The sequence below is a fragment of the Streptomyces profundus genome (assembly GCF_020740535.1).
Lineage (GTDB): Bacteria > Actinomycetota > Actinomycetes > Streptomycetales > Streptomycetaceae > Streptomyces > Streptomyces profundus.
Window position 1 is genome coordinate 4,812,443 of the sequence record NZ_CP082362.1, and the last position, 13,111, is coordinate 4,825,553.

10 protein-coding genes are annotated in these 13,111 nt (G+C 72.9%); 5 read left to right on the top strand and 5 right to left on the bottom strand.

The window, feature by feature from the left end; translation table 11 throughout:
• Nucleotides 1–105: 105 nt before the first annotated feature.
• The 3 genes from K4G22_RS21230 to K4G22_RS21240 all read right to left on the bottom strand — a co-directional run bounded on the left by K4G22_RS21230 (nucleotide 106) and on the right by K4G22_RS21240 (nucleotide 3,524).
• On the bottom strand, nucleotides 106–1,152 hold the full coding sequence (locus tag K4G22_RS21230; RefSeq protein ID WP_228081893.1) for a glutamate ABC transporter substrate-binding protein: 1,047 nt from the start codon (nucleotides 1,150–1,152) through the stop codon (nucleotides 106–108).
• Between the two features lie 121 nt (nucleotides 1,153–1,273).
• Nucleotides 1,274–2,752, bottom strand: a complete 1,479-nt coding sequence (locus K4G22_RS21235) for a hypothetical protein (protein ID WP_228081894.1) — start codon at nucleotides 2,750–2,752, stop codon at nucleotides 1,274–1,276.
• A gap of 139 nt (nucleotides 2,753–2,891) precedes the next feature.
• On the bottom strand, nucleotides 2,892–3,524 hold the full coding sequence (locus tag K4G22_RS21240) for a GNAT family N-acetyltransferase (protein WP_228081897.1): 633 nt from the start codon (nucleotides 3,522–3,524) through the stop codon (nucleotides 2,892–2,894).
• Between the two features lie 156 nt (nucleotides 3,525–3,680).
• Here K4G22_RS21240 and K4G22_RS21245 point away from each other — a divergent pair, with 156 nt between their 5' ends.
• Nucleotides 3,681–4,880, top strand: coding sequence for an RNA-guided endonuclease InsQ/TnpB family protein (locus tag K4G22_RS21245; RefSeq protein ID WP_228081899.1), 1,200 nt, complete (start codon nucleotides 3,681–3,683; stop codon nucleotides 4,878–4,880).
• A gap of 80 nt (nucleotides 4,881–4,960) precedes the next feature.
• Here the strand turns inward: K4G22_RS21245 and K4G22_RS21250 are convergent, their stop codons facing one another.
• Entirely contained in the window at nucleotides 4,961–5,830 is an 870-nt protein-coding gene (locus K4G22_RS21250; RefSeq protein WP_228081900.1) for a mechanosensitive ion channel family protein, read from the bottom strand.
• A 278-nt stretch (nucleotides 5,831–6,108) separates the two neighbouring features.
• On the opposite strand from K4G22_RS21250, the gene K4G22_RS21255 reads away from it, so the two are divergent.
• The 4 genes from K4G22_RS21255 to K4G22_RS21270 all read left to right on the top strand — a co-directional run bounded on the left by K4G22_RS21255 (nucleotide 6,109) and on the right by K4G22_RS21270 (nucleotide 9,558).
• Nucleotides 6,109–6,708 (top strand): HNH endonuclease, encoded by a 600-nt coding sequence (locus tag K4G22_RS21255; RefSeq protein ID WP_228081907.1) that lies wholly within the window; start codon nucleotides 6,109–6,111, stop codon nucleotides 6,706–6,708.
• A 293-nt stretch (nucleotides 6,709–7,001) separates the two neighbouring features.
• Nucleotides 7,002–7,190: a hypothetical protein gene (locus K4G22_RS21260; RefSeq protein WP_228084299.1), complete on the top strand. Its 189-nt coding sequence runs from the start codon at nucleotides 7,002–7,004 to the stop codon at nucleotides 7,188–7,190.
• A complete protein-coding gene (gene malQ / locus K4G22_RS21265) occupies nucleotides 7,190–9,295 on the top strand; it encodes a 4-alpha-glucanotransferase (protein ID WP_228081909.1) in 2,106 nt (701 codons plus the stop codon). Before K4G22_RS21260 ends, malQ begins: the two co-directional genes overlap by 1 nt.
• Nucleotides 9,296–9,342: 47 nt before the next feature.
• Complete coding sequence (locus K4G22_RS21270; protein ID WP_228084178.1) at nucleotides 9,343–9,558, top strand: hypothetical protein; 216 nt, start codon at nucleotides 9,343–9,345, stop codon at nucleotides 9,556–9,558.
• Nucleotides 9,559–9,834: 276 nt separating this feature from the next.
• Here the strand turns inward: K4G22_RS21270 and pepN are convergent, their stop codons facing one another.
• Nucleotides 9,835–12,396: an aminopeptidase N gene (gene pepN / locus K4G22_RS21275; RefSeq protein WP_228081910.1), complete on the bottom strand. Its 2,562-nt coding sequence runs from the start codon at nucleotides 12,394–12,396 to the stop codon at nucleotides 9,835–9,837.
• Between the last annotated feature and the right edge of the window lie 715 nt (nucleotides 12,397–13,111).

The window sequence follows — 13,111 nt, forward strand, 5'->3', positions numbered from 1 at the left end:
TGTCTGGCTGTTCGGGTTCTTCGGTCGCTTCGGGTTCTTCGGTCTGTCCGGGGTGCGCACGTCGGTCCTGTCGCGATCTCTTCCCCGGTTGGCGTGCGGGGTATGTCAGTCCCGGTAGCGGGGCTCGGGAGGGGTGACGGCGTTGGGTGGGAGGTAGTCGCGGAGCCACTCGTCGAAGGAATCCTGCCAGCGGCTGTCGTCCTCGTCGCCGAGGTACTCCTCCAGCACGGCGTTCACCCAGCGCACCAGGTCCTCGTCGTCGGGCCGCATCGCCACACCATAGGACTCGGTGGTCAGCTCGTCTCCCACCAGCTTCATCGACGGGTCCTGCGCGATATGCCCGGCGGCCAGCGCGCTGTCCGTCATCAGGGCGTCCGCCAGGCCGAGTTGGACCTGCACCAGGCAGTCGAGGTGGTTGGGCATCTCCATCAACTCCGCGCCGTGGTCGCGCCGGACCAGCTCAACGTTGGCCGTGGACCTGCTGGCGCTGCACACCGTCAGGCCGTCGATCGTCTCGTCGAGGCCGGTGATCCCCGAGTGTCCCGGCACCAGCAGCTGTTGACCGGTGTCGAAGTAGGGGATGGAGAAGGCCACATGTCGCAGCCGGTCGCAGGTGATCGACATGCTGCGCACCACCATGTCGACATCGCCGCGCTCCAGCGCCGCCTCCCGCTCGGCGGTGGGGATGGCGCGGAAGATCACCCTGGGGTCGGGGCCTAGCAGGTCCTCGGCGATGGCCTGGGCCAGGTCGATGTCGAAGCCGATGAGATCGCCCGACTCCGGGTGGCGGTAGCCCCAGCGGTAGCTGTTCTGGTCGACGCCGACGACCAGTTCCCCCGCGTCCTTGATCGCGCTCACCGCGTCGCCGAGGGTGCGGTCGGCGCCCAGCGGGGACTCCGCCGGATCGAACGGCTCGTCGTCCCCGCACTCCTCGGGTTCGGCGAGCGGCACCGGATCGTGCGTCCTGGCCTGGGTGGCCGCGCCGGTCTCGCCCGCCCGGCTCTCCGGCGGCCCGGGCGACGCCGTCGACCCCTCGGGCAGCGAGCCGACCACCATCGTGCCGGCCAGCGCCAGCCCGGCGACGCCCAGCAGCAACGCCCGCCAGTCGGGCGCCAGTCCGCGACCGCCGTCCCTACGTCTCGTCCGCCGCATGGTCCCCACCCTCCGTTCGCCTTCCGGTGGCCCGCTCACCTCGGGTCGTCACATCCGCCGTGCCCGCCGTGCCCGCCGTGCCCGCCGTGCGGCGTCGGCCGGCGGCGACCGCTCGCCCCGTTCACCGGTACTCCGCCAGCCGGCGCCCGATCCCCAGCACGACGGCGGCGCCGGCGAGCAGGGCGAGACCGGCGGCCACCGGGGGCAGTGGCCCCAGCCAGTTGACGCCGCTGCCGGCCGCCGCCCGGAACTCCCGCTGCTGATGCTCGACCGCCGTCTCCAGCTCGGCGTCCACCCGGTCGAAGGACTGCCCGGTCGAGTTCTCCTCGCCGAGCACCAGCTCGATCGCCAGGTCGTAGTCGCCCAGGACGTCGGCCTCGACGACGTCCTGGTGCCGTTGCCGCCACTCCTCGGCGGCCTCGATCGCGGCTGCCACGGGGGCCCGGCCCGCCTCGCCTCCCGCGCGGGTCAGCGCCTGCCTGAGCAGCCCGCTCTCCGGACCGTCCGGCTCGGCCAGCAGCCGGTCCATGGACTCCTGGTACTCCTGCTCCAACGTGGTCAAGTCCGTGCTGGAGGCCTCACGCCGGATCGGGACGTCGCCGCCGCGCGACACCAGCGTCAGGTTCTCCGAGCCCCGCGCCACCAGCGCCTCCGTCCAGGCGTCGCTGAGCGTGGTGAGCGCCCGACCCGGGCCGTTCTCCGCGTCGTTCAGCGCCGATCTGGCGAGGCTCTGCGCGCCGACCAGCCAGCCCAACAGCAGCACGGTGGCGGTGCTGGCGGCGACCAGGCCGGGGTTGAGGACGCGGTTGGTGCGTCGGTACTGCCGCCACTGCGCCCAGCCGAGCGCCAGCAGCGCGGCCCCGCCCAGCGCCGTCGAGAGCCATGGCCAGGAGCGGGCGTCGGCCAGATCCCGCTGGTAGCGGGCGGTCTCCAGCCGGTAGAGGTCGGCGGCCGAGGTGAGCAGCACCTCCTGCATCTGGAGGTCGGCGTAGCGCAGATAGGCGCTGCCGAGCGGCAGCCCCTGCCGGTCGTTGGCCCTGGCGGCCTCCACCAGGCCCGTGTAGCGCGGCAGTTCGATGTTGAGGTGGGAGATCAACTCCTCCGCCCGGGGGGAGCCACCGCCGCGCCCGGCCGCCGAGGAGAGCAGCTCGGACGCGTTGTTGATATGCCTCGTATAGCCGTCGCGCACCTCGGTCGGCTCGGCGGCGCCGGCCAGAAAGCCGCTGGCCGCCGTGGTGTTGGCGTCGGCCAGCGAACGGTAGATCTCGGCGGCGGCGCGGCTCAGCGGCTGACTGCTCTCCCGCGCGGTCTTGGCCGCCTCGGCCCGCTCCGACAGCTGCGCGTAGGTGCTCAGCCCGAACAGCAGCGTCAACCCGGCCAACACCGCCCCGATCAGGCGCAGTCGGCCCGGCTCGGTGCCCACGGCCGCGCGCAGCCGGCCGGCGTTCTCCACGAACGCGCTGCGGCGGCGCGGCGGCGCGGGTGGCGGCGGGGGCGGGGGCGGGCCGACCGGGGGCGCCGGCCGCTGAGCCACGTCCCCGGCGCGCGGCGCCGGCGGAAGGGGCCCGGACGCGGGCGGGGCGGTCGGTGGCTGGGTCACGTGGTGGGCCCTCCCCCTCGCGATGTCGGCATGGGCCACGGCCAGCAGTATGCCGTTTGGCGTGCCGGACCACACCGCACTTGCCCGGATCTTGTCGCATTCGCGATCTTCGGACCCCGGGCGCCGCGGGCCGGAGCCCTCAGAGCCGCAGGCCGAAGAAAACGGTCTCCGAACTTCCGTCCGGGGGTGGGATCTCGTGGAAGCCCATCCGCCGGTAGAAGGCGCCCGCTCTGGTGTTCGCCGGGTTCATACCCAGGTGCAGCCCCGGCACTCCGCGCTCGCGCAGCGCGTCGACGAACGTCGTCATCAACCGGCTGCCGAGGCCCCGGTGTTGGCCCTCGGGCAGCAGATCGATATGCAGATGCGCCGGGTACTCGGCGGCGATCGACGGCACCAGCATCGCCTCGGCGTGGTGCAGCAGATGACGGAGCCCCTCGTCCCGGCCGGCCGGCGGCCCGGCCGGCGCGGGGAAGCGCGCGGCGACGCCCGGCAGCCAGCGCTCCCGGAACTCGCGGAAGAACCGGGTGCTGTCGGCGGTGCCCACGATGTAGCCGATGGGGCGCTCGCCGTCGTCGGCGACGAAGGCCGACTCGGGCTCCAACTCGGCGTACGGCGTCGCGAAGATCGCCGGGAAGATCTCCGGCTCGGCGAAGTGGCCGGTGGCGTCCTCACCCGCGTGGGCGGTGCGTATGCAGATGTCCTCCAGCGCGGCGCGGTCACTGGGGCGGTAGCCGCGAACGGCGACGGGTCCGGTGTTGTGCATGGCGGTCATCGGGACTCCTTCGTGGATATCCCCGGCTTCAGCCGGGGGTGGAAACGAAGCTCCTGCGGAGCAGGGCAGGGGAAGCCGGTTCGCCGTCAGGGCGGACCGGCGTCTACCAGCAACGACCGGCGGTACACCACTAATTGAGCCCTTATCATGTGAACTGTGAAGACCACGCACGTGAAGCGGGCGTTCAAGTACCGCTGCTATCCGACGGATGCGCAGGCGGCGGAGCTGTCGCGCACCTTCGGATGCGTGCGGAAGGTCTACAACCTGGCCCTCGCCGCGCGTACGGAAGCGTGGACGCGGCAGGAGCGGGTGAACTACCACCAGACCTCGGCGATGCTGACGGCCTGGAAGAAGACCGAGGAGTTCGCCTACCTCAACGACGTCTCCTGCGTCCCGCTCCAGCAGGCGCTTCGGCACCTCCAGGGGGCGTTCACGAACTTCTTCGACAAGCGAGCCAAGTACCCGCGTTTCAAGTCGCGGAAGGGGTCGCGGAGGTCGGCGGAGTACACCACCTCCGCGTTCCGCTTCAGGGAGGGGCGCCTGACCTTGGCGAAGATGGCGGAGCCGTTGGACATCGTGTGGTCGCGTCCGCTGCCCGAGGGGGCGTCGCCGTCCACGGTGACCGTCTCCCAGGACGCCGCCGGACGCTGGTATGTGTCCCTGCTGGTCCAGGACCCGACCATTCAGCGGCTCCCCGCCACCGACACGGCCGTGGGTATCGATGTCGGGCTCGATCATCTGCTGACGCTCTCCATGGGGGAGAAGATCACCAACCCCAGGCACGAGCGCCGCGATCGTGCCCGTCTCGCGAAGGCCCAGCGGCGGCTGGCCCGCAAGGCCAAGGGCGAGGGAGCCAACCGCACCAAGGCCCGCCGGAAGGTCGCCAAGGTGTATGCCCGGATCGCTGATCGCAGGCGTGATCACCTGCACAAGCTGACCACTCGACTCGTGCGTGAGAACCAAACGCTCGTGATCGAGGATCTCGCGGTTCGGAACATGGTGCGAAACCATTCTCTGGCCCGCGCCATCTCGGACGCGGGGTGGTCGGAGTTCCGGAGCATGCTGGAGTACAAGGCGGCTTGGTATGGGCGGGAAGTGATCGCGGTCGACCGTTTCTTTCCCTCCTCCAAGCTGTGTTCGACCTGTGGCGCCGTGCGGAGTGGGATGCCGCTGCACGTCCGGGTCTGGACGTGCGGCGGTTGCGGGGCGACCCATGATCGTGACGTGAACGCGGCGCGCAACCTGCTGGCCGTCGGGCTGACGGTGTCTGTCTGTGGAGCTGGTGTAAGACCTCAACGGAGAACTCCGGGCGGGCAGTCGGCGACGAAGCAGAAAACCCCACGGCGCGAGCCGTAGGAATCCCCCTCGTTCACGAGGGGGAGGAAGCCAATCTGGTCCAGAGCTCCCCCGGCCGGGAGGGGGGTCGCCGGTGCCCGTCACTCCGTCGGCTTGGCCAGCGAGACGGCGGGCCCGTCCACCTGTGAGATGCCGGCCGCGTCCAGCACGCGCTTGATGCGCCAACGCAGCTCCCGCTCCACCGACTCCGCCTTGCCGGGCGGGGTCTTCACGCTGACCTTGAGCACCATGGACTCCAGCGCCACCGAGGTCAGGCCCAGCACCTCCACCGGCTCCCAGAGCAGTTCGTTCCACGGCTCGGCCGCCGACATCTCGGCGCCGGCCTCCTCGATCAGCTTGCGGACCTGCGCGACATCCGCGTCCGACGCCACCGCCACCTCGACCGAGGCGGTCGCCCACCCCTGGCTGAGGTTCCCCACCCGCTTGATCTCCCCGTTGCGCACGTACCAGATGGCGCCGTTCTCGCCGCGCAGCGTGGTCACCCGCAGGCCGATCTCCAGCACGGTGCCGGTGACCTCGCCGGCGTCGATCGTGTCGCCCACGCCGTACTGGTCCTCCAACAGCATGAACATCCCGCTCAGCACGTCGGTGACCAGATTGCGGGAGCCGAAGCCGATGGCCACGCCGATGATGCCGGCGCTGGCCACCAGCGGGCCGAGTTGGATGCCCAGTTGGGAGAGGACCATCAGACCGGCCGTGCCCAGGATCAGCACCGAGGCGGCGCTGCGCAGCACCGAGCCGATGGCCTCGGAACGCTGCCGGCGGCGTTCCGCGTTCACCAGCCGGCCGCCGCGCGCCGCCCGCCGCTTGCTGTCCTTCTCGCCCTCGCGGTTGAGCCGCGCGATCAGCCGGCTCAGCGAGCGGCGCACCACGAAGCGGACGGAGAACGCGATCACCGTGATCAGCAGAATGCGCAGCGCCACCGCCAGCCACGTCTCCCAGTTGCCCATGCGGCCCTCTCAGCTCACCCGTCCGTCGCCCCGTGCCGCGGTCAACCGTAATCGGCCCGGGGCCGCGGCCCGCTCGGGAAGGGGGCCGGGCGGCGGCCCGAACCCGCCCAGCGGGCGAAGGGGCAGGCGGGGGTGAGGGGAAACCCGGGACGGACGTGGCGGATGACACATGGGACACATTCCCGGATCGTGGTGGCGCCGGTGCCCCTGCCCACGACACACTGAGGGAGATCGTCACGGCGCGAGCCACGTGCCGCCGACGGAAACGGAGGGCGTTCGTGCCACACGTCTTGGTCCTCAACGCTTCGTACGAGCCGTTGGGCGTCGTACCGGTCCGCCGCGCACTCATCCTGTTGCTCAACGACAAGGCGGTCAGCCTGGAGAGCTCGGGGCTGCTGATGCGCAGCGCCAGCAGCGCCATTCCGGCCCCCAGCGTGGTGAGACTGAAACGCTTCGTGCGTGTCCCCTACCGCACCGCCGTGCCGCTGACCCGACGAGCGCTCTTCGCCCGGGACGGCGGCCGTTGTGCTTACTGCGGCGGTGTCGCCACCAGCGTCGACCATGTGATCCCGCGCAGCCGGGGCGGCCAGCACGCCTGGGACAACGTCGTCGCGGCCTGTCGCAGTTGCAACCACATCAAGGCCGACCGGCAGGTCGCCGAGCTGGGCTGGCGGCTGCGCCACCCGCCGGGGCCGCCCTCGGGTCTCGCCTGGCGCATCATCGGCACCGGGCACCGCGACCCGCGCTGGCTCCCCTATCTGCGGCCCTATGGCGCCGATGACGCGCTGGCCAGGATCGAGGCCCATCCGGTCCGCGCGGGCAAGGGCGCCAAGCCCGCCAAGCCCGTCAAGCCCAGCGAGCCGGCCGAGTCCGTCTGACGCCCGCCCGCCGTCGCCCCCCTCCCGGCGGGGTCCCCGGCGCGGGCCCCTCACTCGTTCGGACGGCCGCGCCGGCTCCCGGACGGGGACCCGTCCGGTCGCGAAAAACGGGGGTGTGCCGGGCCTCGGGCAACAAGATTTCTCGCGCGGACCGACGTGAGGTACGCCGCTTTCCCGTCGCGGCCACGGATGCGATGACGTTCACTGGGTAGAGCACCACCCAAGACGACTGCCGTCCCTGAACGGAGACCCCCGTGGCCGTTGCCACTAGGAACCAGTGCAAAAGCAAACGTGTGAGCCCGCAGGGCCCGCCCCCGATGATCGGCGTCCCGGCCCAGGCCGCCGCCCGTGAGGTGCCGCTGACCAGCGAGCCCCCGCTCGGCGACCTCGCCCCCCTCACCTCGGAACAGCCCCTGGCCGCCCAGTCGCCCCTGGTCTCCGAGCCCAGCGGTCGCGGGGGCGCGGAGGCCATCGGCGTCTGATGGACGCCCTGGCGCGGCTCGCCGCCGCCCACTCGGTGGCCACCTCCTACGCCCCATCGCCGGGGGAGTCCATCGAGGTCCCCAGGGAAACGGTGGTGGCCGTGCTCGCGGCGCTCGGCGTGGACGCCGGCAGCCCCGAGGCCATCAGCGCTGCGCTCGCCCGGCGGGCCGAACAGGCCGAGCGGCTGCTGCCCCCCACCCTGGTGGCCAGCCCCAGCGCCCCCGTCGCCCCGCCGCCCGTGCCCGCCGGCACCACGTTCACCCTCACCCTGGAGGACGGCTCCCGCCGCCCGCTGGACGCGGCGCCGCCCCCCATCGGGCGGCACACGCTGCGCGCGCTGGCCCCCGACGGGCGCGCCGCCGAGGCCACCGTCCTCGTTCCCCCGGACACCGCGCCCACCGCTCGGGCGCGGGACATCGGGCTGATGGTCCAGCTCTACTCGCTGCTCTCGCGCGGCTCCTGGGGCATGGGCGATCTCGTGGACCTCGCCGATCTGGCGCGCTGGGCCGGCCCCACCCTCGGCGTCGGCTTCCTCCAGCTCAACCCGCTGCACGCGGCCGTTCCCGCCGCGGCCGGCGAGGCGGTCGACCCGTCCCCCTACCGCCCGGCCACCCGCCGCTTCGCCGATCCGGTGCATCTGCGGATCGAGGCCATCCCCGAGTACGCCGCGCTGGACGCGGCGGCGCGCGGGCGCGTCGCGCCGCTGCTGGCACGGGCCGCCCGGCTGCGCCACGCGGTGCTGGACGAGCGCGCCCCCATCGACCGGGACGCCGTCTGGGCGGCCAAGCGCGCCGCGCTTGAGATCCTGCACGCGGTGCCGCTCGACGCCGAACGGGCCGCCGCCTTCCGCGCCTACCGGGACGCCTGCGGTCAGGCCCTCACCGACCACGCCACCTGGTGCGCCCTGGCCGAGGTGGAAGGACCCGACTGGCACCGCTGGCCCGCCGGGCTGCGCCGCCCCGACACGGCCCAGACGGCGCGGGCCAGGCGCGCGCACCGGCCGCTGGTCGACTTCCACCGCTGGCTGGCCTGGCTGACCGACACCCAGCTGGCCGACGCCCAGCGCGCCGCCAGGGAGGCGGGCATGGGCATCGGGCTGCTGCACGACCTGGCCGTGGGCGTCCACCCCGACGGCTCCGACGCCTGGGCCGGCCAGGACGTGCTGGCCGACGGCATGTCGGTCGGCGCGCCCCCCGACACGTTCAACGAACGCGGCCAGGACTGGGGCCTGCCGCCCTGGCGCCCCGACGCGCTGGCCGAGACCGGCTACGCGCCCTGCCTTGAGCTGGCCGGCGCGCTGGCCCGGCACGCCGGCGGGCTGCGCGTCGACCATGTGATGGGACAGTTCCGGCTCTGGTGGATCCCCCGGGGCGCCGAGCCGTGCGACGGCACCTATGTCGGCTATGACGCGGACGCGATGCTCGCCGTGCTGGCGCTGGCCGCGCACCGCGCCGGCGCGGTGCTGGTCGGCGAGGACCTGGGCACGGTCGAGCCCGGCGTGCGGGAGCGGCTCGCCGAACGCGGCGTCGCCGGCACCTCGGTGCTGTGGTTCGAACGCCACTGGGACCGCGAGGGACGCCCGCCGCTCGACCCGGCGGACTGGCGCGCCAACTGCCTGGCCACGGTCACCACCCACGATCTGCCGGCCACCGCCGGCCGGTTCGACGGCTCCGACGTCCGGCTGCGGCGGCGGCTCGGGCTGCTGGCCGAGCCCGACCGCGCCGTGGCCGAGGCCGAGGCCGAGGTGCGGGACTGGCTGGCGACCTTCCGCCGGATGGGGCTGCTGGACGGGGGCGACGGGGGCGCGGCCGGCGGTGTCGGCGGTGTCGGCGGTGTCGGCGGTGTCGGCGGTGTCGGCGAGGAGGAGTGGATCGTCGCCGCCTACCGCTTCCTGGCGCTGACCCCCGCCCGGCTGGTCGGCGTCTGGCTGCCCGACGGCCTGGGCGACCGCCGCCCGCAGAACGTTCCCGGCACCTGGCGCGAGTACCCCAACTGGCGCCTGCCGCTGGCCGACGCGACCGGGCGCCCGGTCACCCTGGAGGAGCTGACCGCGTCGGACCGGCTGGCCCGGCTGGTCGCCTCGGTGCGCGACCCGGGGCCCTGAGCCACGGCCGGCGCGGGGCGTTCGTTAGTGTGGGGGGCGTGGTCAACATGAACAAGAAGCGTGCCGCCGCGGTATCACTCGGCACGGTGCTGCTGATGACGCTGTCCTCCCCGGCCGCCCACGCGGCGCTGCACCGCGACGACGGCGACGACCCGGGCACCGGCCTGAGCGTCGCCGAGACGCTGGGCCTGTTCGTGGTGGCGCCCATCGTCCTCTTCGCGCTGATCGCCGGCGCCGTCGTCCTCGGCGAACGCAAGCGCTGACGCCTTTCCGGCGGATCCGCGGGCCCTTCGGTGGCGTCCGGGCGGAGGGTTCGTTCGTGGCTCATGCCCGGGGTGATGCGCCGCGATCCCGCATGTGCGGGCTTTTCGGCGGTGCTTGGGCGCGGGATCCGTTTGCTGTTCACGTTGGGGGCGGTCCGTGGTGGGTCCGTGCTTGCGGGCTCTTCGATAGCACCGGGCCGGAGGGGGCCACTCGCGGGCGCCGGCGCCTCGCCGGGCCCCGGCCGGGCCCTGTCGGGGCCCGGCCGAACGCGGCCGTCAGGCCGTCGCGTCCGCCCGCTGGGCGCGCAGCGCGCGCTCGATGCCGGCCCTCGACTCCGTCACCAGCCGGCGCAGCGCCGCCGTGGGCTCCGTCGCCGTGAGCCACGCGTCCGTCGCGTCCAGCGTCTCCGGTGACGTCTGGGTCGCCGGGTAGAGGCCGATCGCGATCGCCTGCGCCGACTCGTGGCTACGGTTCTTCCACACGTCCTCGATCACCTCGAAGAACGACTTCGCGTAGGGCGCCAACAGCTCCCGCTGGTCGGTCTGCGTGAAGCCGCCGATCGTCGCCTCCCGGATGGAGTTCGGCAGGCTCTCGTCGAACACCGCCGCCTGCCAGGCCGCCGCCTTGGCCTCGGCCGTGGGCCTGGCGGCCCTGGCCGCCGCCGCGTGCTGCTCACCGGCCGAGGTCGGGTCGCGCCGCAGCTCGGCGGCGATGGCCTCCTCGTCGGCGCGGCCGGTGGCCACCAGCCGCAGCAGCAGCGACCAGCGCAGATCGGTGTCGACCGCGAGCCCCGGCACCTCGGCGCTGCCGTTCAACAGGCCGGCCAGCAACGCCAGTTCGTCGTCGGCACGCGCGGTGGCCGCCAACGCCCTGGCCCAGGCGAGCTGGTGGTCGCTGCCGGGCTCGGCCGTGCGCAGCCGCTCCAGGGTCGCCGCCGACCAGATGGCCAGGCCCTCGGCCCGCCACTCGGGGGCGGCGTAGAGGTCCAGCGCCAACTTGACCTGACGGTGCAGCGACTGGACGACGCCGATGTCCGTCTCCTTGCCGATGCCGGCCAGCACCACCGACAGGTAGTCGCGGGTCGCCAGCTCGCCGTCCCTGGTCATGTCCCAGGTGGAGGCCCAGCACAGCGCCCGGGGCAGCGACTCGGTGAAGTCCCCGACGCGGCGGGCGACCTGGGCGGTCGACTCCGGGTCGAGCCTGACCTTGGCGTACGACAGGTCGTCGTCGTTGAGCAGCACCACGGCGGGCCGTGCCCTGCCGACCAGCGCGGGCACCTCCGTCTCCGCGCCCGTCACGTCCAGCTCGATCCGGTCGGTGCGCACCAGCGCCCCGTCCACCGGGTCGTAGAGGCCGATCGCGATGCGGTGCGGGCGCAGCGTGGACTCGCCCTTGGCGCCGGCGGGCAGCGGCGGCGCCTCCTGCTGGACGACGAACCGGGTGATCACACCGTCGGCGTCGACCTCGACCACCGGGCGCAGCACGTTGATGCCGGCCGTCTCCAGCCAGGCCCGGGACCACGCCTTGAGATCCCGGCCGCTGGTCTCCTCCAGCGCGGCCAGCAGGTCCGTCAGCCGGGTGTTGCCCCAGGCGTGCCGCTTGAAGTACGTCCGCACGCCCTGGAAGAACTCCTCCCTGCCGACGTAGGCCACCAGCTGCTTGAGCACCGAGGCGCCCTTGGCGTAGGTGATGCCGTCGAAGTTGACCAGCACATCGTCCAGATCGCTGATGTCCGCCATGATCGGGTGCGTGGACGGGAGTTGGTCCTGCCGGTACGCCCAGGTCTTCAGCTGGTTGGCGAACCCCGTCCAGGCGTGCGGCCACTGGCTGCCCGGCGCGTGCGCCAGGCAGGCGACGGAGGTGTAGGTGGCGAACGACTCGTTCAGCCACAGGTCGTTCCACCACTCCATGGTGACCAGGTCGCCGAACCACATGTGCGCCAGCTCGTGCAGGATGGTCTCGGCCCTGGCCTCGTAGGCCGCGTCCGTCATCTTGGACCGGAACACGTACTGGTCCCGGATGGTGACGGCCCCCGCGTTCTCCATCGCGCCCGCGTTGAACTCGGGGACGAACAGCTGGTCGTACTTGGCGAACGGGTACGGGAAGTCGAACTGCTCCTCGAACCAGTCGAAGCCCATCCGGGTGACGGAGAGGATCGCCTCGACGTCCAGGTGTTCGGCGAGCGAGGGCCGGCAGTAGAGGCCGAGCGGCACGGAACGGCCGTTGCCCTCCCAGGTGCTGTGCACCGCGTGGTACGGGCCGGCGATCAGCGCGGTGATGTAGGTGGAGATGCGCGGCGTCGGCTCGAACCGCCACACCTTCTCCGCCGGCTCGGGCGTCGGCGAGTTGGAGATCACCGTCCAGCCCTCGGGGGCGGTGACGGTGAACGTGAACGTCCCCTTGAGATCCGGCTGCTCGAAGCAGGCGAACACCCTGCGGGAGTCCGGCACCTCGAACTGGGTGTAGAGGTACGTCTGTTGGTCGACCGGGTCGACGAAACGGTGCAGCCCCTCGCCGGTGTTGGTGTAGGCGCAGTCGGCGACGACCAGCAGCTCGTTGGCGCCCTCGACGACGTCGGGCAGCGCGATCCTGGAGTCGGCGAAGACCTCGGCCGGATCGAGCGCGGCCCCGTTGAGCACCACCTCGGCCACGCGGGGCGCGACCAGGTCGACGAACGTGGACCCGGCCTCGTGTGCGGTGAACCGGATGGTGGTGCGGGAGGGAAAGGTGCCGCCCTGCGGCGCAGCGGACAGATCGAGCGTGATCTCGTAACTGTCAACGTTGATCAGTTCGGCGCGCTCTTGGGCCTCTTGCCGGGTCAGGTTCGTACCGGGCACCTGGTTCTCCTTCTGTCTGCCTGTCTGCGATGAATGCGGCGCGTTGGGGGAGGCCGTCGTCCGGCGTCATCCTCGCACGTTGCCGGAACCCGGCTGCCTTGAGCAGCGCCCCCACCGCGCCCCGGTACGGGACTCCCCCACGCGGCCCGGAGCAGCCCTCTGTCCACGCACCCGGCGCCCGGGCGACTGGGCATCGGGCCCGGGGTGGGGGCCATCCGGCTGGGGCGTGGAGCGGTTGCGCCGCGGCGGTCCCACTCGCGCGTGGGGCGCGGCCGACGGGGCCGGTACCGACCCGGGCCTTCGGCCCTGTTGGGAGGACGCTGCGCGTCCGGGTGGCTGAGCGTCGGGCCCGGCACCGAAGCGGGCCTTCGGCCCTGCCCGGGACGACACCGTGCGTTCACGGCGGGCCGTCGGTCCGCCATGTCGCCGCGCGCCTACGACGTCCGGAGTCGTCCGGCCGGTCGGCTCCGGCGCTGAGCGGCTCGGGGTGGCTCCTCAGCGTTGCCGGCCCGCGCGGGCCGCTGGCCCTGAGGGCCGGGAAACGGCCGGGCTTCTCGGCCTGCCGGCGTTCCGCCTTCCCGGTTTCCCGGCTCCGGGGCTCCGGTCTCTTCCCATCTTCTGAGTTCGGTTCGAGCGCTTGCGCGGCCCCATCGGCCCGGCTCCCGCCGCACGGAGCGCGGCCGGCCCCGGCTCGATCTTTCGGCTCCGGGCGTGG